Source organism: Halalkalibacter oceani (assembly GCF_023715605.1).
Lineage (GTDB): Bacteria > Bacillota > Bacilli > Bacillales > Bacillaceae_D > Halalkalibacter > Halalkalibacter oceani.
The window spans coordinates 1-21,429 of the sequence record NZ_JAMBOL010000020.1 but is presented as its reverse complement, the minus strand read 5'-3'; the positions used below and the strand labels follow the sequence as shown (position 1 = coordinate 21,429).

Here is a 21,429-nt window from a genome sequence, read left to right as displayed (position 1 = left end):
CCCTCCTTTTTTCGTATAACTAGCAGTGTCCGCTTATTCTTAAAGAGGTAGGATACGACTGCCGTACATAAGCCGTATCCTTGATGATTTCACTGCATTACTCCCCCTGTTCTTCCAGATCCCGCGTCAATCGCTCGACCAGATCTGCCGAAGTTGCATCAAAATTACGAATATGCTCCTGGATTTCTTCCCTTCCCATCCAGTCAATAACAAATCCGGTTCCTTCCATTTGTTCCTGGAATTCAGGATTATCGACGATGTTTTTAAATCCATCCTCCAGCCGTTGCAATACTTGTGGATCCACACCGGCCGGCGTCAGCCACAATCTGCCAATATGCGTTTCGATCCCGTATCCTTGTTCTTTAAAAGTCGGAATATCAGGGAAGCGTTCCAAACGCTCCGACGCGGAAATTGCCAGCGCCCTCAAGCTTCCTGTATTCACTTCCTGCATCGTTGTTCCCATCGATCCGATCGCTGAATCAACATGGCCGCCGAGAATGCCGCTTAATAGCTCGCCGCCTGATTGATACGTGATCCTTGGCGCTTCGATTTCAGCTTCATCAATTAGCTGCACATAAGACATATGAGCCGGCTCCATCACTTGGGCAAGGGCGATATTCAATTCGCCTGGACGGCTTTTCGCATCATTAACGAAATCCTCCAATGTTTCCCATGGACTGTCAGCCGGTACGACAAATACGGTATAATCACTGGCTATTTGCGCAAACACTTCAAAATCATCAATTTGATATTCGGCCACTCCGGAAGCCGGCTGCAAGGATATATGAGGAAAATTAAAGGTTGCGATATCATGGCCATCATCGGAGCCTGTATTGGCAAACTCCAGCATTCCCACTGCTCCTCCCGCACCGTCCCGATAATTAAAATTCATCGTGTAACCAAACTCATCAGCGAAATATTGTTCGACAAGCCTGGCGCTCACGTCACTTCCTCCTCCTGGACTAAATGGCACTGTTAAATCAAAATTTCTTGTCGGGAAATCGACTTCTCCCGCTCCTTCAGGCGCTTCCTCCCCTTGTGACGGAGCCGCCCCTTCATTTCCACAAGCCGATACTACAGCAAATAACATGACGATAAGACCCACTAAAAATAACTTTATTCCGCTATTCATTACGATCACTCTCCATATTTTTCATACGTGAAATGTTGGCACCCAAACCTTATCGACAAGTAAGCGAGCCATTCGTTAAAACCGGGCGCTGACGCCTAACTCCTGACTTAACTCCTTCAGTTCCTCTATCATCGATAGCGGATATTGAATCCCTTCCTCCATTTGCTTTTTTGCTTTCAGCGCTTCGGGTTCTCCCGGAACATAAATCCGCTCGACTCCTTTTGCTTTCGGAGAATTGTGCATATACTCGATGGCTTCATCTATTTGTCTTTTGAACAGCTCAGGATCAATAAAGCTCGCAATATCGATTGCCTGCATATAATGTCCAATATTTTGCGGGATTGTAAACTCTTCATATAAATCTGAATCGGTCAAGTGCTGGCCAAATGCCGCTCCTGACAATATCGAAGAAAGAATTCCTGTAATAAACGTCAGTCCATAGCCTTTATAGCCCCCAACCGGCTGAACCGTGCCATTGTATCCATCGGTAGCGTCCGTCGTCGGTGTGCCATCTGGCGCAAACGCCCAGTCATCCGGAATCGGTTGATTTGTTTTCTTGGCGAGAACAATCTTTCCCCTTGCCACGACACTATTCGCCATATCGAGCACGATCGGCTCTTTTGTCAATGCCGGTATCGCGATCGCAAAAGGATTATTGCCGAGACGCCGATCCGTCCCACCCCATGGAGCCATAATGTTTCCGCCAATTGTTCCCGTCATTCCGATCATATCCTCTGATAAAACCATTTGCGCAAAATGAGCTGAAGCACCGTAATGATTACTTCCCCTCACGGCGACATAGCCGACGCCGTATTCCTTTGCCTTTTTAGCGGCCAGATCCATAGCGTGCTTCCCTACAACCTGACCCATCGCGTTATGTCCTTCAATCAGAGCTGTCGCTTTTGAGTCGCGAATCACCTCATATTTTGCCGTCGGACTCGTCACATTCACTTGTAAGCGCTTAACATAAATGGGAACACGCATGACACCATGAGAATAAACGCCACGTAAATCAGCGGTCACTAAATTATCGGCCGTTATTTCTGCATCTTCTTCATCCATGCCGACAGCCTGAAACAATGCTTGCGACCATTCTTTCATATCAGAAAAAGGAACCTTTACATTTTCCACATTTTCAACAAAATTTTCTGCTTTCATTGCAAAACCTCCCGCTTAAGATTGGACAAACACGAACATATAATTCTAAATATTACTAATAATCAGTCTTTAAATGCTATAAAAAAGTGCTTATTTCCAGCTGTTCGCCTATTCCCTTAAAGAGTCACTCCGGCATCGATTGTTGCCACCGTACCGGTTATCGTATCGGCTTCAATAAAAGTACGCACTTGCTTGACACAATCCTCAAGCTTAGGAAGCGCTTTCAATTGTGAATTCGCTACATACTGTTCAATGACAGCATCACTGTGCCCTTTCGTCCACCTTGTATCGAGGATTCCGGGAGCAATAGCATTAACCCGGATTTCAGGGCCAAGCGCCTTCGCCAGACCTTTTGCTAAATGAATGGCTGCTGCTTTTGAAACAGCGTATGGCAAAGAGCTTCCACTAGGGCTTAATCCGGCAATGGAAGACGTAATGACAACACTTCCTTTCCCTTGGCTTTTCATATAAGGAGCGGCCGCTTTCACCGTCAGCCAAATCCCCTTCACATTCACATTCATAATCCGATCCCAATCTGCTTCGCTGACACCTTCAAGATCTTCAAACGGACGAAACACCGTCGTCCCCGCATTTGCAATGACAACATCAAGCCTGTTAAACCGCTCAACCGTTGACTGTACCATCAAGTCTACCTCGTCCTTTGACGAAACATCGGCTTTCAAGGCGATCGCCTCGACACCAAGGGCCGTTAGCTCTTCAACAGTAGTCTTTGCCTCATCTTCAGATCGTGAATAATTCACCGCCACATTCATCCCGGCGCGGGCCAGCTCAAGACTGATTGCCTTCCCAAGTCCTGTTGCTCCCCCTGTCACTAAGGCAACTTGTTTTTCATTCTTTCCTGCATCAACCATCGAACCATCCCTTCTGATCATTGTTTTTCTTCCAGTAATTCAATAATCACCCCTTCAGGAGACTTTAAAAACTGCATTCGCAAGTCGTTATTGACAAGATTGTCTATCACCTCCCAGCCTTCTTCCCTGAACTCCTCAGAGACCTTATCAAATTCCTGACTTGAGATCCCGAGATGATTGATCCCCGGCGGTCTCTCTCCGTTTGTTGGCGATAATAACAAGCTGACCCCGTCAAACTTGAGGTGAAGAATCTCCTTTGATCCCACGACCGTTCTCTTGATAAATTTTGCTGACCCGACTTTTTCAAATAGATTCGCCATGCTGTTAATATCATCAACATGTAAATGAATATGATGAAATAAAGCGCTTACATTATTGTCCTTCATCTGCTAGCTCACTCCTTAAGCCGGGGAGCATACTTTCCATCTCCCCAGCATTCATTTTATTTATCAGCCTTGATACTATATATTTGCTTTCGCGTTAATTAAATGAGTTTTTAATTCCTTAATTGCTAATTCTTCATCTCTTGCTTTAATAGCTTCGACGATCCGGGCGTGCTCTTCAATCCGCTTTTGTGTCGTTTCCGGATATTTTTGACGCGAAATATCAAAGAAAAAACGTGTCCTAATATACGACATCGTATCAATGAACAGCTTATTATCATTGATTTTAATTAAATGCTCATGAAATTCCCCGTCAAGCATTAGAAATTTCACGAAGTCCTGGTCCTTTAAAAACCCTTCTCTTTGCTGCTCAACATTTCGCTCCAAATAGTGAATTTGCTGGTCGGTAATGGAACGAAAAATTTGCCTTAAAGAAAAGGTTTCAATCGCCAGCCGCATATCAAACATATTGTTCAGTTCCTTCAGAGAAAGCTCCTGAATCGCAATGCCCTGATTCGGGATGATCTTGACGATTCCATCGTGCTGAAGTCGTTGCAAAGCTTCCCTTATCGGCGTCCTGCTCATTTGCAGCAATTCTACCAACTGATTCTCTGACGTATGATTATCAGTAAAATAATCCCCTTGCAGAATCATTTCAATAATTTTTTTATATGCCACATCTTTAAGGAGAATACGAGGGCCCACCACAACCACATCCTTTTCCACAAAAAACACGACCTGTAGGCAACTTAAAGCATTCTATCTGTCGAAAACCTCCTTTCGCATCTTCCTCCTTTCACAAATAAAATAAATATACAAGTTTACATACAAGTTGTATACAAGTGATTATATTCTGACTTTTTTGAAATGTCAAATGGATTTCGCAAAAAAAAAAGCGTCGATTGTTCATCAACGCATCTTTCCAATTAAATCTTCCCCATTCATTTTCTCTGCGGCGGGACGGTGCCCTCCTTCAGCCCCCTGAACAGAATGCACGGATAGCCGGTGTCCCTTTTCTGTTACCTTTTTTTAACTGCCTATATGGACGTCGACCTGAGAAAGCTGCTTTTTGTATGCCGGCAGATATTGATAACCGGCCCAATAAAGAAATCCTCCAACCGGTAACGCGACCATCCACGAAATCTCCAAGAAAATAATTCCAATTATCCCACCAATGACTAAAGAGCCGAGTCCTAATAAATTGTATTTTACATTATCGCTATATAATTCATCGATATTTAACTTCTGCTTTCGGACAAGATAAAAGTCTGCCAGTAATATTCCGAGGAGTGGTCCGAGGAACGCTGAATAGAATGCAATAAATGTATTAAATGCCGTACTCGAAATTAGCAACCATGGGAATGTGATAATACTGAGGATACCTACGATAATAACCGAGGTGCTCCATTTCAAGTTAAATACTTCCATCAATACGATTGCAGGCGGTTCGATATTAATCGTAAGGTTACTCGTAAACTGGGCCATGACGATAAAAATCATTAATGCGACGGCAACTATTGGATTTGGAATAACGGAAACCAATGCCTGTACCGGATCCCAAATCCCCGTTGCTGCCGCAGAAAGAACTCCAATGGCGAGCATAAGGACAAACATTGGAACAACACCAACGATATGACCAATCCAGTTATTTTTTGGTTCATTTTTTAAATAGCGACTTAAGTCTCCGTTATTAATCGTCGCGGTAATTAAAACTCCTACGGATGCGGTGATCGCTGCATAAAAAGGCATGCCCCATGTACCGGTAGTCTGAAAGCTGCTGAGCATATTATCGCTTCCCACCCGAAATAACTGCGCCACGATATAGATTAAAAATCCAAGGATAACAACAGAAAGCGCAGAGTCAAACCATTTAATTGATTGAATACCATAATAAGCAATCAATGTTTGTAATACTTGGAACAGAATAAAATAAAGCCAAATATTTCCCCATCCCCAAATCGTAACTGTAATAAAATCCATTGCACTGGCACCAATCCATGAACCAATTCCATACCAAAATACGGCAGGAAGGACACGGATTAACGAAGCAATCCTTGCACCGTTATAGCCAAATGCTGTTCGGGCCTGGACAATGAACGGAATCCCGTACTCCATTCCCGGTTTTGAGTTTAGAACAAAGAACAGACCTATTAAAAGAGCCGCAATAACCATTACAACGACGGCCTGGGTGATGTTAAGCTGCCCGGCAGGAGGAAGGAATGACTGTCCGACCATAAAGATTTGAATAACAACCATAGAAGAAATCCACAATGCAATATAACTTGGTAAGCCAAAGATTCTGCCACTGTTTGATACAGGATTTAATGATTCGCGCCTTGAGTCTTTGTTAAGCTCAGTACTCATAGTAACCACTCCTAATAATTGAATTTTCCGAATTCTTATTTTGCAGATAAGGGTGCAGTTTTAAGGAAACCGCACCCTCTCTTCCTTAAATATGTTGAAGAACAGCCTCTAATAATAATTCAGTGCCTATTGCAATATCCTCTTCTGTAGCAAACTCATTAGGCTGATGGCTGATACCGTCTTTACATCGTACAAACACCATTCCAATATCGGTTATAGCAGCCATTAACATGGCGTCATGTCCTGCACCACTTATCATGATCGGAGCATTAATGCCCTTTGCTTTACTGACGTCGAGAAACGTTTTGACTAATTTTTCAGAGCAGGGAACCGGGTCGATTTCCATATTCGTTTCTATCGAGTAGCTGAGTTTTCTCGCAGCACAAACGTTTTTGATTTTTTCTTTGATTTCATCATATCGGTTTTGTCTTCTTTCTCTATCGATATCACGCAAGTCGAGCGAAAATTCTACCTTAGCCGGGATAATATTGCTACCACCGGGGAAGGATTGAATCCTTCCAACCGTGGCGACGGTATCCGCCTCTGGATCCTGCTTGCATATCTTCTCAATTTCGGTGATGATTTCAGCGGCACCGACCATTGGGTCTTGACGCATTCCCATCGGAACTGTCCCCGCATGACCTGCAACACCTTCAAGTGAAATCGTGTACCAAGCAGGACCGGCTATACCTTTGACGATTCCGACCGGTTGATTCGTTTCATCTAAATAAGGTCCCTGTTCAATGTGCATTTCAAGAAATAATTTAATTTCATTTTTTTTTCGTACAGATTCATTTATTTTATCGGGGTCAATCCCAAAACCAAATGTCTTAAGAGCTTCGTATCGGGAAATTCCATTATCATCGAACCGCTTTTTTAAACTCCCTACGTCAATTTGCCCAATCATCCCTCTGCTCCCAAATAGACCATCATTAAATCTTGAACCTTCTTCCTCACAGAAAGCTACAACTTCAATTGGATGATCATGGGAAATGTTTTCATCAGTAATCGTTTGAACAACCTCGATGGCACCAATGACGCCAATGATACCGTCAAATCGTCCACCATTTAGCACAGAGTCAATATGAGAGCCGAGCATCACTGAGGGGAGGGAAGGATCCTTCCCTTCTTTTCTTCCGATTACATTTCCGAAATGGTCATGGGAAACGGTTAAACCGGCTTCTTCCATCCACTTCGTCGCAAGTAGTTGTCCTTCTTTATCCTCTTTTGTTAGGGCAGGCCGCTTAACCCCCGTGTCGCCAACTTTTCCAATCTCAGCCAGTTCCATAATTCGTGAATAGACTCTTTTGCTGTTAATCTTATAAAACGTCTGCATGTCCAGCCTCCTTCGTTTCCCTTACTTCCCTCTCTTTTCGGCAGTTTTGCCAAAATCAATTTCATTGGCATCCGTGATAAAAACGCCATAATCTTCGTAGGCTTTCTCTTTTGTAATATAGCCATCTAACATATCACTTAAGACTTTCTCTGGATCACGCTCTAATGGATCTCCATAGCCTCCCCCGCAAGGACCAACTAATTGAAGTACACTTCCCGCTCTAACTGGTGTATTTGCTAGTTTAGAAGGTAACTTTTTTAAAGCGCCCTCTTCAGAATCGCGAATCGAAAGACCACCAACCGCTCCGCTTTTTCCACCCTTAAATCCCCAAGGCTCGTATTTATGTCCATCTCCTTCGACGGAAACACTACCGCCTGAGATAAAACTAATTTCGCGAATAGAACCGATTCCGCCGCGCCACTTTCCAGGAGCACAGTCGTTATCGCGAAGTTCGTATCGGTTCACCCTAAGTGGATAATGGGATTCTATATCTTCAATAGGGTTGTTCCTTGTATTCGCATATAATGTATCGACCGCATCCATTCCGTCTTTTCCATATCGACCACCATAGCTCCCCTCCATAATATCCATATAGACCCAATAGTCTTCATTCTCTGTTTTTCCACTGAAAGCAACCACTTGTAAATTTCCAACACCCGCACTAATTTGCTGTGGTACAACGTTCCCTAGGGCTTTCATTAAAGTGTCTGCAATAATATTACCAGAACAAAAACGTGCAATTGTCGGTGCCGGGAAAGTAGGGTTAGCCAGCGTCCCTTTTGGCGCAATAATATTGACCGGACGCGTTAAACCAGAGTTTTGTGGAAAGTTGCCATATGTCTCTGAATCGAGCAGGATTGATCTTAGTGTTAAATAGATCGCAATGTCGACTGTACCCATTAACGGCATATTGATCGGTCTGTCTGGAACCTGTGGGGATGTTCCCGTTAAGTCTATTGTGATGTCGCTGTCTTTGACTTTTACCGTCACAACGATTTTCAAGTCTTTTCGGGCTGGGTCGTCACTGTCCTGATAGCCATCCAAATATCCTTCAGCCGTATATTCACCATCAGGCAGTTTTTTAATAGCATTTCTCAACATCGTTTCTGAATAATTCATTAGCTCTTCTGTCACTGCTTCAATGACATCTATCCCGTATTTTTCAACGATTTCAAGGTAGCGCTGTGCTCCAATTTTGGCAGAGGCGATCTGCGCCTCCATATCCCCTACAACCATGTCTGCCGCACGGATGTTATCGCGAAGCATATTCCAGATGTATTGATTTTTTACGCCTTTTTCATAAACTTTAATTGCTTTAAATTGCAGACCTTCTGCATAGGCATCGACCGCATCAACAATTCCGCAACTTCCTGGTGTAGAGGCACCGATGTCTAAATGATGGGCAGTTGTCACCGAGAAGCCTATTAATTCATTCTTATAAAATACAGGTATGCAAAAGCCAACGTCAGGCCCATGGGAACCTCCATGATAAGGAGAGTTGTGCATAATAATATCCCCTGGATTAATGGAATCCCCTCTTTCCTCCATAATTTGCAGAATCCCTTTCACATATCCTGGGATAGGGCCGGATTGAAGAGGTGTACTATGGGTAGACTCACATAATTGCTGCCCTTTAATATCAACTAAGGCACAACCGAAATCTTCGGATTCGCGAATAATACTGGAGTAGGACATCCTAGCTAATTTATGGCCCATTTCGACAGCGACATTTTCCAGTGCTCCCAGTACAACTTGAACTGTAATAGGATCCATTTTCTTTGTGTCAGTGTATGCCATTTTTACACACCTACCTTAATGATGATATTACCGAATTTTTCCACATGCGCAGTACAATTAGGAGGAATCACAGTTGTCGTATCTTTTTGAAGGACGATACTAGGCCCGCTAAATTCAACTCCAACAGGGAGTTTGCTACGTTGATAGAAGGTTGTTTCGAGTTTTTCAAGACTTCCGCCTATATTAAAGGTTGCTTCGCCCTTTTTCACAATCGCGTCGTCTAATTTATACGGGTGACTCACGTCCTTCTTTTCAATTTTCGGCATTTCACCAACACCTGTCACGCGGATATTAACAATCTCAATTGGACTCTCCAAAAAATGGTGTCCATACTCTACTTTATGACTCTCATGGAAGGCTTCAAATGCTTCCTGAATCGTCTCTTCATTAATCTCTCCAGTCGGAATATCCACACGAAGCTCATATCCTTGTCCTACATAACGACAATCTGCACTGCGGTTTATTTGGATGTGTTCTTTCTTAATTCCGTCTTCAATTAACTGCAGAACCAACTGAGCGGAAAGAGCATCATAGTCGGCATTAAGCTGTAGAAAATCAAGTTCTGTACTTAACATGAATTCAGTCTTAATCACATCGTATTTCAGGTCTGTTGTCAGTAATCCAGCTCCTGAGTTAATGCCAGGATAAAGTGGCACAAGAACTTCAGGAATACTTAAGATTTGCGCGACTTCTACTGCATGAAGAGGACCTGCTCCACCGAATGCTACTAAAGTAAATTCACGAGGATCCTCGCCTTTTTGTATCGTTTTTTCTCGAATCGCATTCGCCATATTGTTATTCATGATTTGCAGCACACCCTCGGCTGTTTTTTCGGTACTCATGCCAAGTTGCTGAGCTAACTCTTCAATCACTTTATATGCTGCGTTTGTAAATATTTGCATTTCGCCACCAAGGAAGTTTTCACTATCAATCCGGCCCAGAACCACATTCGCATCGCTAACTGTAGGCTTTAAGCCACCATGGCCATAACAAGCGGGTCCAGGGCGGGATCCGGCACTTCTTGGTCCAACTTTAAAGGCTCCTCCTTCATCAATATGAGCGATACTTCCACCCCCTGCCCCAATTGTATGGATATCAATCATCGGCACCATTACGGGGTAACCGGCAATCCATGTGTCGCGGGCGGAAGATTCTGCATAGCCACTATCCGTGATAATTCCAATATCTGCGCTAGTACCACCGACATCAAAGGTAATAAGCTTGCTACGGTTCGATAATTGACCAGACCAAGCTCCTCCAAGAATCCCTGCTGCCGGCCCCGATAATAACGTATTTACCGGTTTTTCTGAAACTGTTGTTGGCGTTGCGACGCCACCGTTTGAACACATGATATGTAACTCAGCTTCTATTCCACATTCCTTTAAATTCGCTTCAAGGTTTTTAATGTAGTTCTTAACTTTAGGGCCAACAAATCCGTTCACCGCTGCCGTTGTAAAACGCTCAAACTCTCTAAACTGTGGAGAGACATCTGATGAAATCGTTACAAACGCCTCCGGATATTCCTCATTAATAATTTCTTTTACTCGTTGCTCATGCTGCGGGTTAATATAAGAGAACAAGAAATTGACAATGATCGATTCTACGCCTGCTTTTTTCAATGTCGCTACCGAACTCCGCACTTCCTGCTCATCTAATGTGGTGATGACCTCCCCTTTTGCCGGCCCTTGCCTCTCAGTCACAGGAAGACGATTTCTTCTTTGAACTAACGGTCTGTCCTGCCAAGGAATTTCCTGCATGATTGAATAGTTATGAGGTCTTTGATGGCGTCCGATGTGGATAATATCCCGGTACCCTTTTGTTGTTAGCATCCCAGTTTTCGCCCCGTCATACTCTAAAATTGCATTTGTAGCAATTGTGGTTCCATGAAAGATATGATCGATTGTTGTCTTATCAATACTTTGTTGCTCGCATAATTCCAATATTCCACGTACTACACCTTTTGACGGGTCTTCTAAAGTGGTAGGAACTTTATGAATTTCTGTTAACTTGCTTTCCGTATCATTGAAAATGACATCAGTAAAAGTGCCTCCTACATCTACACCGAATAATTTCATATCCTTCCTCCTTATACTAGTAGTAAAAGTAGTAACGCAAGTATCGTGCCAACTTAACAATCCCTCTCTAACGAAGCTGCTGAAAAAGGACGATTTTCACTTTTTCAGCAGCTTTTTCGTAATGAGCGTATCCGTTTCCTGATTTCAAAAGCCTTGCTACGAGTGGGCTTCTCGAAGCGAGGCGCGCAACGTGCGAAACTATTACTCTTCTTCGCTTTACGAAAAAGGGTGTTTTTCAGCGGCCTCTCTATAACAAGCTTTTACAAAAAAACAGCTAGTACCCTCCTTGCAATATTGCAACCCATAAAATAACAAAACATTATAAATAATCAGAAACAACCGAAAAATAAACATTCTACTAAAATTGCGAAATCACAATATATGTTGCAATTTCGCAATTTCAATAGAATGCTTTTTTATTTTTCTTCCAATTGTTGACGGATCAATGCCTAGTTTTTCGCTAGCTTCTTTTAAAGTTGACGAGGATTTTAATGCTTCAATAATTAGTGATTTTTCATATTCATCCATGGCTGACTTTAAATTCAGATTTCTTGTAGAAAAGCGCATTGGTTTTTCTCCTGCAAGATTCTCGGGCAGATGATGAATTTGTATCCGATTTTCCGGAACGGTTACGACCAATCGCTCAACCGTGTTCTGTAATTCGCGGACGTTCCCTTTCCAATCCAACTCCATAAAAAACTCAATCACATCTTTATCAAAGCTCTTCGCTTGCTTGTATTTCTGATTATATCGTTCAATAAAATGATTTAATAAAAAAGGGATATCCTGCTTTCTTTCTGCCAAAGGAGGGATTGTAATCGGAATGACGAACAGACGATAATATAGATCTTCACGAAAGGTTCCTTCCTTCACCATTTCTTCTAATTTCCGATTGGTAGCAGTGATAAACCGAACATCGACGTTTATATTCTTAGTTGTTCCTAATGGAGTAAATTGTTTTTCCTGTAAAACTTGAAGTAACTTTGCTTGAAGGTTAAATGGAAGTTCCCCGATTTCATCAAAAAATAACGTTCCGTGATTAGCAGCCTGGACGAGCCCTACCTTCCCATTACTGTTTCCACCTGTAAATGTCCCTTTTGCATAACCAAACAACTCCGACTCTATTAACGTTTCAGGGATAGCCCCACAGTTCACCTTTACAAACGGCTTGTCCCGTCTTGAACTTAAATTATGAATGGTCCGGGCCAATACTTCTTTCCCCACACCGGTTTCCCCTTGAATTAGAACCGTCGCATCGACGTTAGCGATCCTGCTGGCTAATCCGTATACTTCTTCCATGGATTTTGATTTAAAGATTAAATCATTTCCCTTATGCTGAAGTTTTAGCAACTCCTCCTGATAATAGGTTAATGTACGATTCGTTTCTTCCAGCTTGGCTTTCAAGTCACCAATTTCAGTTATATCCTTTGATATATTAATCACTTTGCTTAGTTCACCGTCATTATGAAAAATCGGATAGCCATTAACCAAAAGCCGTCGCCCTGATTTTGTCACTTGCTGAAGCGTTACCTTTTGATTTGTTTCTAACACTTTGGCCGTTGATGATAAATTAACCACCCCTGATTTCTGTAAATCAAGAACAGACCTTCCCACAAAATCGTATTCTTTTATCCCCATGATTTTTTCACATGTATTATTAACGCGAAGTACGATTCCGTTATGGTCAGTAATGGTCACCAATTCTCCTGACAAATTCATAATTGATTCCGTTTCTTGTAAAAGGGACGTATACGCGGGTGACTTTTCAATAATATTCTGGAAGACATTCTCAGGCACGAGAATAATAACTCCCCTATCACCTTTTTCCAGTGGGAACTCTAAAAGATAATAAGAATCGTCCAATTCAAGCTGGTTCACCTCGTGTCTCCCATTTTTTATGACACGAATAATATTGCTAGTTGGTAGTAGGTGTTGAATCGTCAACATTGAAGGGTTTTCTACCTTCATTAACCTTATTTGTGCAAACTTATTAGCAAATAAAATAGTACCTTTACAATCAACCACTAGTACGCCTAAAGGAAAATCCAGATCTAATTCTTTCCATTTCATTGGATCAACTCCCCTGCACAAGTAAGATTATTAAGAATATTAATACCATAATATACTTTATTTTTTTCTATCACCATTGCTCTGCAAAAATCATGTAGAGACTTTCCTAAAATTATTTTTATCTATTAATTGCCTCCGCTCCATCAAGATAAGAATCCTTTACATCTTACGCTATAACTATCACCAGCACCCTGCCTCATTAAAACCACTCTATCCCCATTCATTTGCTCTTTTTGACTCATACTGCTTTTGCAACGTCTCTTTTAAACTCGCTGACAAAGCATCAACCGCTAAGACGGTCTCAAGCTTGGCTTTATTAAAGCGGTCAAAGAATTTCACATCATTTACGGCTGCCACGGAAACCTTCGCACGATCTGGCTCGACAAGCTCGAGATCATCCTGCGGCGTGACGGTTCCCTCCTGCAGCACCCGGAACAGAAAACCCGTATAGCCGGTGTCCCGCATACGCTTCACCATATCGGGCACTTCATACTTTGCCGCCAGCTTATAGCAGGGATTTCGCGGCTCTGACACTTGGATCAGCGCTTCACCAAATGCGAAGACATCCCCGATATGAGCGTTTTGCTCTGTTAATCCTTCAACCGTGATATTCTCTCCGAATAAGGCAGTCTCGCTGAAATGCTGAACAACGCCGCGCCAATACGGGTAATAATCATAAGGATATAAGCATAGCGCCTTATCAACTCCACCGTGATGCTCATATGCCTGCTCATCAGCTAGTAATCCTGTTTTGCTCACATAAATCGGCTCCTGAATGGCTTTTTTCCTGATCGCCGATTGAAATGTTCTTTTGCCATAGGTGAGTGTTTCAATCTTTCCAGCATTCAATGATTGTACTTTAAAGCTGTGCACTTGCATGAAAAAAACCTCCTTTATACATCATATCATCAGATGTTTTAGAATAGAATTTGGAGTTATTTTCGCTCCAAATTGGTTCTTGCACATGTTTCAGCTTCGTCCGGATCCTGCTCTAAAATAGCACGGAAAAGCCGAAGGTGGATCTCTGTATTATCCTGATAGCGATCCGTTTTTAAAATAAGTCCGCTTAAAATATTCCGCAGCTTCGGCGTGATCGTTTGATAGAGCTCGTATAGAAGGGTATTTTGACTTGCTTTGGCAATCGCTGCATGAAACTCGATATCAAAATCGATATAGGCTGAATAGTTTCCTTCCTGTAGAGCCTGATTCCTTTTATCCAGATAGCCCTTCAGCTGCAAAAGATCTTCTTCCGTTCGTCTTTTGGCCGCCAAACGGACGACTTCAAGGTCAAGCATTTTCCTTACTTCAAAAATATCCTCCTGCTTTGCTTCATTCAGCCGCTGTTCAAATTGATTGGACGAAAAATGAAGCGAGCGGATGTAAGTGCCAGCCCCTTGCTTCACTTCGAGCACGCCAGCATAGACTAATATTTTAATGACTTCCCGTAATGTTGAACGGCCAATACCCAATTCCTCCATCAGCTTCGGCTCTGTCGGAATCTTATCGTTCACTTGGAATTCCCCTGAAAGCAAATATTGCTTTAATTGCTCTAACACTTGATCAACCAGCTTTCGGTGCTGAACCTTGGACAAAGATTGCTTTTCTCCTGAATTCATCTGATCATCTCCTGTTTATATTTTAACGGGAGAATGATCGGATGTAAACTACTCTTTCCCCATGGAACATGCCTATAAGGGGAATCGCCTGTCCCAAAGGGTGCACATCCCGGGGTGGATTCAAAGTGAAAAAACATTTCCTCTTTTTGAGCATTTATGTTAATTTATATTTAACAAATATTAAATTATATTTTTTATTCATTTCATGACGTGGCGAGGAGTGAGAATATGAATGATTTCTTTCCGTTTTTACTGTTGACTTTATTTATCGTCTTGAGTCCCGGGATTGATACAGCGCTTATAACAAAAAGAACCATTGCCGACGGCAGACAACATGGCTACAAAATGGCGTTAGGAATAACGACAGGCACATTAGTTCACACATGTGCCGCTGCTTTTGGCCTTTCTGTTGTTTTGATGCAGTCAGCCCTTGCCTTTGAAATTGTGAAATATATTGGAGCAGTCTATTTAATTTATCTAGGGGCTTCTTCATTTTTCCAGGCAAACAAACAGGGGCATACAGGTCAGGAGTCCAAGCAGGATGGTCGAACGAGACGCCGCAAATCCGCCTTTAAGCAAGGGCTGATGTCCAACGTTCTCAATCCTAAAGTGGCGCTGTTTTATCTTACTTTCCTTCCGCAGTTTGTCAGCAGCGGCAGCGCGATTCCAGTGCCTGCTCAGCTCATGATTATGGGGATCATCCACACCGTCTTATCGATCACGTGGTTTCTTCTCTATGTATTTTTTATAAACTATTTACGCAATTGGCTGATGTCTGTCAAAGTTCAGCGTCTAATGGATAAAGTAACAGGTGTTATTTTAATCGGGTTCGGAATTAAATTAGCACTGGAAAAACAGCAATAGCAAATTCCCCCGAAAAGGATGCGCGGGAAACAGGAGAAACCCTACTCGGAACAGAATTCCGTCATTCCTCTCTTTTGCTGCCAATTTGGATGACATACGGAACGACTGGACCTCTGTCTACTTTTGACAGAGGTCCAGTCGTTCGCTCATGGGCTTACCTACTTTTCAATGCTTCATACTGGCGAATCACCTCTTGCGCCACTTCGCTCTTTTCATCCAGTCCGCTTACCGTGTTCAGTACATAGGCAGGTCCATTCTCCTGAATCATTTTCTGAAGCTCCTGCGCTTCCTGATCTCCGGGATCATCAAACAGCAACGCGGCAGCGATCGCCTTAGCGAGATTATGATAAGGCAAGCCGGCTTTTTGCGCCTGCGTTGCCGGACGAATCAGCCTGTCTTCAGGGCCCAGCTTGCGGATTGGCGCTCTTCCAACTCGCGTTACGCCGTCATTCAAGTATGGATTTTTAAATCGTTCGATGATCTTGTGAATATAGGCAAGATGCTCCTTTTCATCAAGACGATACGCTTTTACGAGATAAGCCCCTGTCTCCTTCAATGTCTCCTCAACCTGCGCCTCAATCTTTTCATCAGCCAATGTTTGATCAATTGTCGCTTTTCCTTCGAGATAGCCGAAGTAGGCGATCACCGCATGGCCGGTATTGACCGTAAATAATTTGCGCTCAATAAAAGGGGCCAGCGATTCGACGATTTTCATTCCATCAACAGCGGGAATTTGCTCGTTCGTTTCGACTACCCATTCAAAATAAGGTTCAACGAGCACATCAAGAGAATCTTGCACCTGAATCGGCACGATCCGGTCTACGGCAGAATTGAAGAAGAACACTCTTCCTTCGAGCCTGCTCTTCGTTTTCCCATCAAGCTGGTCAATAATATGCTGCTTTAATAGATCTGTCGCCCCGATTTGATTTTCACAGGCGATCACATATAATTTTTCATCGGTGGTAGCGACTCGCTTTGCAATTCCGCGGGCGATTAACGGCGCGATTCTTGGTAAAATCGTCGGACCAATCGCGGTAGTTAAATAGGTGGCGTTCCCAATCGCCTCGATGACTTCCTTTTCCTGACTTAGATTATTTAATCCAGATACCTTGTCAATCGTTACCGTTTCTTTCTGTTCCGTCGCCAGCATGACGTCGTAATGCTTTTTTTCATTTAACTGGTTAATAATTTGTTCCGCAATATCGACAAAGATCACATCGTAGCCGGATTGCGAAAATAAGGCACCGATAAATCCTCTGCCAATGTTTCCGGCTCCAAAATGGACAGTTTGCTTCAAACTAAATCAGTCCTTTATCAATTGATTTTGTAAATAGTCTAAAAATAGATCTTCCAGCTTTTGGCGGATCATCGTTTCATTCGCGGACGAGAAGATCATCATCGCCCGGTCACTCTCAATTAAGCTCGTACTAATCATGCTCAGTATTTCCTGCTCTCGTTTATTCATATTCTCCGGCGCAAGCATTAACAGCAAGTTCTTAACCGGCATCTCTTCCCCATCCATTCCTTTCATCCGACACGGCTGGCCAAAATGGGCGACTTGAAAAATCAGCTCACGGACCCCGTCCGCCCGGCAATGGTAAAGAGCCATCGTCGTTTGCGGGATGCCAAGACCTCCCGTGTGCTCCCGCTCCTTCAGCCGCTCGATAACATCCGCCGGATTCGTGAGGAGTCCGTCCTGCTCCGCCCGTTCCACCATCTCTGTTAACACACTCCAATAATCGTTGCCGGCATGATGAAAGACGTTAAAATGATCGAGGATCGAATCCATGCTGGAATAGACATCTTTGATTTCCTGCAAAAGAATCCGGATAGCGGGCAGCCGGGTAGCCTGATGCGCCGCAACAGGCTGATTGACAGGAGCCAAATACTGCTTGTTTCTCGTTACCCGCTCTACATTACGCTGCAAATGCTGCTGAATGATTTCAATGTCATGATCATCAAGCAGCGGGCTCACCAAAATGTAATCAATATTAGTAAAAGGCAGCCTCACCGTGGAAATAACAAGGTCATATTCTTCAAGATCCTCCGTCTGAAAATCCTTAATCGACAATATATCAACCGTTTTAATTTCAGCTACTTCGTTTTTGATCCGGCTTGCCAGCATTTTCGAGGTACCGATGCCCGTCGGACAGACAACAACTGCTTTTATGCTGACCTTTTCTTCTCTCATCAGTAACGCCGAACCAAAGTGGAGGACGATAAAAGCAACTTCATCTTCGGGAAAGGGAATATCTTTAAAATGTGTCTCCAGGCTTTGTTTGACGACCATAAAAAGGACGGGGTATTTTCTTTTAATGTCCTCAGTCAGCGGATTAAAGGATTCGAGCTGCTGCTTCAGCCGATAGATGGCAGGAGCCATATGGGCAAGCAAGCCGCGATACAGGGAGAAGTCGTCCGATAAATTAACATGCAGCTTAGCTGACACCTCGTTAATAACAGCTTTTATCAGCTTTCCGAGCACGATGCTATCATAATAGACCGACTCATCCGTCTGTACTTTCGAGCCTCTTAAAATCACTGTTAAAAAATGAATGTCGCTTTGTGTAATCGGAATCGACAGCCGCTCCTTCAGCTCCCGGCATATTTTTGCCACCCATTGAAATTCGGCTGTCTTTTCACTTTCAGCAGGATAATCAAGCTCTAACAGGAAACGCTGCTCCGTCCGTTGCATCGTCAGGCAAATATGGACAATCAAACCGATATAATCACTGTCTGCCAGACTGATTTGCGCTTTCTTAATTTCCTGCTGGAGCAGCTCGTCAATCGCCCCGAAATACTCAGGAACAAAATAGCCGAGAATGTGATCCGTTTTAGTCTTTCCTTGCTGGAGCAAATACAAACTTTCCAGCAAATCCTCATAAAAATAAATGAGGACATAACTGGCTAAAGCATGGCGCTTGTTCTCTTCATGCGCCACCAGTTCAATTCCAACTCCTCTTTTTCTCGTTACCGTGATCGAAAATTTACTTAGCCAGTCCGCTATATCGTCGAGGTAAGAGGTTAACGTCGCCCCGCTGACCCCAAGCTGTTGAGCGAGAACCTGTTTTTTAAAAGAAGGTCCTTCGTGCAGCAGGGTAACGAGCAATCTCAACTTGCGCTCCTCAGGTGTCTCATCGGTTGGATCGACGTTCGCCAAATGCTGAATCAACCTGTAAATCTGTTCATTTTTCCCCTTAATAAACAAACCTTCATTTCCTGTACGGTCTAACCCTAATTCAAATTGCCGTAACATTTTCTCTATTGATTTCAGATCCCTTTGAATTGTGCGCACACTAACATTTAAAAATGTCGACAAAGAATGAACGGTATGTTTTCCTGATGTTTTGACGATGAGATCAATAATCGACTTTTCCCTTGAGGTAATAAACATTCTTCTCACTCATTTCACTTATTAGATGTTTCTTCCAAGAGAAAAAAAGTAACAGTGGAGTGGAATTTGCGTGCTTAAGCGCGCCGTTGCCTTCTTCCTCCCGTCCGGCCCCGGCGCACAAACGCATTTATTTGCGGTTAATTATTTCCATTAATTCTTTAGCTGATTTCGCTTCAACCATTTGATCGACATTTTCCTGCTCTGCACAAATGACAGCAATGCCTGAAAGGATCTCTAAATGCGTCCCGTCTTTCCCGGCGATACCGAAAATCAGCTTAGCCTGCTCACCATTAAAGTCAACGCCGTCCGGCACTTGGACGATCGTGAAACCGGATTTAATGACCGCCTTCTTCGCTTCTTCCGTTCCATGAGGGATCGCGACATTATTGCCCATGTACGTTGAGGTAATCTCTTCCCGCTCCAACATCGCTTCTACATAGTTGTCTTCCACATATCCGGCTTTCACCAGCGCTTCACCAGCAAAGCGAATCGCTTCTTCCTTCGTCGCGAACTTCTGGCCGATAAAAATGTTCTCTTCAAGCAACAGATCATCATCTTGATCGAGATTCGGCTCGATGTCCGCCGCTTCTTTCTCAGCCTGTTCGATTAGCTCCGCCTGCTCTCCGCTAATGCCATTTTGCAGGCCGGCGATCAGCTTATCGTACTCCGGACTTGATAAGAAGTTATCAACTGAAATATGGTAAGCGTCAGGGACCTTATTGCGCGCACGCGGCGTTAATTCTTCCTGCGTGATCACGACCTCGGCGTCGGCCGGAATATTGCTGATCGCCGTATTCGTAACCGTCACGTCAAGCTCTGCTTCTTTTACTTTCTTCTTGAGCAGCGAGGCGCCCATCGCGCTTGATCCCATTCCGGCATCGCAGGCAAAAACAATCTTACTGACCTCTTTCGGCAAAGTTTTGTTATTTCCTGCTCCACCTGTCACCTGTCCAGCAACAGAGCTCTTCTTGCCCTTCATTTCCTCCATTTTCTTTGTTGCTTCGTCCAGATCCTCTTCTGTCTGCTTGCCCGACTTCAGAACAATCGCCGAAATGACGAACGACACGACAGTTGAGACAAGGACAGCGGCATAGTTTGCGACATATACCATCCCTTCTGGAGCCGTGACCAGTGTAATCGCAATAATACTACCCGGCGAGGCCGGTGAAACAAGTCCCCCTCCTAAAAGGACGAGGGTGAAAACCCCACTCATACCACCAAGAATGACCGATACTAATAACATCGGCTTCATTAATACATAAGGGAAGTAAATTTCATGAATCCCGCCGACAAAATGAATCAGCGCCGCACCCGGTGCAGACTGTCTGGCCATCCCTCTGCCAAACAGCATGAACGCGAGCAGCACCCCTAAACCAGGCCCCGGGTTCGCTTCGAGCAGGAACATCACCGAGCGGCCCGCTTCCCGCACCTGCTCCAGCCCGATCGGAGACAGCACACCGTGGTTGATCGCATTGTTTAAGAATAAAATTTTCGCCGGTTCAATCAGAATACTCGTTAATGGCAAGAGCCCGGCATCGATCAGCCAGTCAACACCAGCCACCAGAATTTGCGTAAAGCCGTTTACGGCTGGACCTACCCCAAGAAAGGCGAGAATCGCTAAAATCCCCCCGAGAATACCGGCAGAGAAATTATTGACGAGCATTTCAAAGCCTGCCCGGACCTTTCCATCAATCGCCTGATCAAATTTCTTAATGACATAACTCGCGAGCGGTCCCATCACCATTGCTCCTAAGAACATCGGTGTATCCGGCGCGCCGACGATCACACCCATCGTCGCAATCGCCCCGACAACCCCTCCTCGATGATCGTGAATCAGCTTTCCTCCCGTGTAACCGATTAAAAGCGGCAGCAGGTAGGAAACCATCGGATCTACCAAACTGGAAAGGCTTTCATTTGGAAAGAAACCAGTTGGTATGAATAGAGCTGTAATCAATCCCCATGCAATAAAAGCACCAATATTCGGCAATACCATTGAACTGAGGAAGTTACCAAACTTCTGCACTCTAACCTTCATATTTGATTGTGCCATTTCATTCTTCCTTTCAAAAAATAATCATAACTGCTAACTCAATCATAGAGCAGCCTCAAACAGGGATTCAACGACAATGAAAACTAACTTTGTCGTCCTGCTTATGACAAACCTGTTGTTTCTCAAGTTATAAGTGTCTCCTTATAGTGGAATAACTATCCTTCTTTTCAGAAGAAGATCTCCCAGCTGCCATGAATCGAGTAGGAGGGGGCGACTAACCCCCGACCTCTCACACCACCGTACGTACGGATCCGTATACGGCGGTTTCAGTTAAGTCTGACGAAGGGTTTCATAACGTTCCAGTACGCTCTTGAGCCCTTG

General features: G+C 43.7%; 16 protein-coding genes. 1 reads left to right on the top strand and 15 read right to left on the bottom strand.

What is annotated here, in order from left to right; all coding sequences use genetic code 11:
* Window positions 1-97 precede the first annotated feature (97 nt).
* From M3202_RS16845 to M3202_RS16790, 12 genes are all read right to left on the bottom strand, one after another.
* A complete protein-coding gene (locus M3202_RS16845) occupies window positions 98-1,132 on the bottom strand; it encodes a tripartite tricarboxylate transporter substrate binding protein (RefSeq protein ID WP_251224441.1) in 1,035 nt (344 codons plus the stop codon).
* 75 nt (window positions 1,133-1,207) lie between these two features.
* Window positions 1,208-2,290 carry an Ldh family oxidoreductase gene (locus M3202_RS16840; RefSeq protein WP_251224440.1) on the bottom strand — a complete coding sequence of 361 codons (1,083 nt, stop codon included), beginning with the start codon at window positions 2,288-2,290 and terminating at the stop codon, window positions 1,208-1,210.
* A 116-nt stretch (window positions 2,291-2,406) separates the two neighbouring features.
* Entirely contained in the window at window positions 2,407-3,183 is a 777-nt protein-coding gene (locus tag M3202_RS16835; protein ID WP_251224439.1) for an SDR family NAD(P)-dependent oxidoreductase, read from the bottom strand.
* Window positions 3,180-3,548: a VOC family protein gene (locus M3202_RS16830; RefSeq protein ID WP_251224438.1), complete on the bottom strand. Its 369-nt coding sequence runs from the start codon at window positions 3,546-3,548 to the stop codon at window positions 3,180-3,182. The genes M3202_RS16835 and M3202_RS16830 overlap by 4 nt, the downstream gene beginning before the upstream one ends.
* A gap of 75 nt (window positions 3,549-3,623) precedes the next feature.
* On the bottom strand, window positions 3,624-4,250 hold the full coding sequence (locus M3202_RS22590) for a GntR family transcriptional regulator (protein WP_251224437.1): 627 nt from the start codon (window positions 4,248-4,250) through the stop codon (window positions 3,624-3,626).
* A 324-nt stretch (window positions 4,251-4,574) separates the two neighbouring features.
* The gene (locus tag M3202_RS16820; protein ID WP_251224436.1) at window positions 4,575-5,909 is read right to left on the bottom strand and encodes an NCS1 family transporter; all 1,335 of its coding nucleotides are present in this window, start codon (window positions 5,907-5,909) and stop codon (window positions 4,575-4,577) included.
* A gap of 85 nt (window positions 5,910-5,994) precedes the next feature.
* Entirely contained in the window at window positions 5,995-7,245 is a 1,251-nt protein-coding gene (locus M3202_RS16815) for a M20 family metallo-hydrolase (protein ID WP_251224435.1), read from the bottom strand.
* Between the two features lie 21 nt (window positions 7,246-7,266).
* The gene (locus tag M3202_RS16810; protein ID WP_251224434.1) at window positions 7,267-9,042 is read right to left on the bottom strand and encodes a hydantoinase B/oxoprolinase family protein; all 1,776 of its coding nucleotides are present in this window, start codon (window positions 9,040-9,042) and stop codon (window positions 7,267-7,269) included.
* A 2-nt stretch (window positions 9,043-9,044) separates the two neighbouring features.
* Window positions 9,045-11,117 carry a hydantoinase/oxoprolinase family protein gene (locus M3202_RS16805; protein WP_251224433.1) on the bottom strand — a complete coding sequence of 691 codons (2,073 nt, stop codon included), beginning with the start codon at window positions 11,115-11,117 and terminating at the stop codon, window positions 9,045-9,047.
* Window positions 11,118-11,489: 372 nt separating this feature from the next.
* A complete protein-coding gene (locus tag M3202_RS16800; protein WP_251224432.1) occupies window positions 11,490-13,187 on the bottom strand; it encodes a sigma-54 interaction domain-containing protein in 1,698 nt (565 codons plus the stop codon).
* 210 nt (window positions 13,188-13,397) lie between these two features.
* Window positions 13,398-14,066, bottom strand: a complete 669-nt coding sequence (locus M3202_RS16795; protein WP_251224431.1) for an MOSC domain-containing protein — start codon at window positions 14,064-14,066, stop codon at window positions 13,398-13,400.
* Window positions 14,067-14,122: 56 nt separating this feature from the next.
* The gene (locus M3202_RS16790) at window positions 14,123-14,803 is read right to left on the bottom strand and encodes a FadR/GntR family transcriptional regulator (RefSeq protein ID WP_251224430.1); all 681 of its coding nucleotides are present in this window, start codon (window positions 14,801-14,803) and stop codon (window positions 14,123-14,125) included.
* Window positions 14,804-15,031: 228 nt separating this feature from the next.
* On the opposite strand from M3202_RS16790, the gene M3202_RS16785 reads away from it, so the two are divergent.
* A complete protein-coding gene (locus M3202_RS16785) occupies window positions 15,032-15,667 on the top strand; it encodes a LysE family translocator (protein ID WP_251224429.1) in 636 nt (211 codons plus the stop codon).
* Window positions 15,668-15,821: 154 nt separating this feature from the next.
* Here M3202_RS16785 and M3202_RS16780 read toward each other — a convergent pair whose 3' ends face one another.
* The 3 genes from M3202_RS16780 to M3202_RS16770 form a co-directional block, all read right to left on the bottom strand.
* Entirely contained in the window at window positions 15,822-16,964 is a 1,143-nt protein-coding gene (locus M3202_RS16780) for a mannitol-1-phosphate 5-dehydrogenase (RefSeq protein ID WP_251224428.1), read from the bottom strand.
* Window positions 16,965-16,970: 6 nt separating this feature from the next.
* Window positions 16,971-19,058, bottom strand: coding sequence for a BglG family transcription antiterminator (locus tag M3202_RS16775; protein ID WP_251224427.1), 2,088 nt, complete (start codon window positions 19,056-19,058; stop codon window positions 16,971-16,973).
* 127 nt (window positions 19,059-19,185) lie between these two features.
* Window positions 19,186-21,108, bottom strand: a complete 1,923-nt coding sequence (locus M3202_RS16770; protein ID WP_251224426.1) for a PTS mannitol transporter subunit IICBA — start codon at window positions 21,106-21,108, stop codon at window positions 19,186-19,188.
* Window positions 21,109-21,429: the final 321 nt, after the last annotated feature.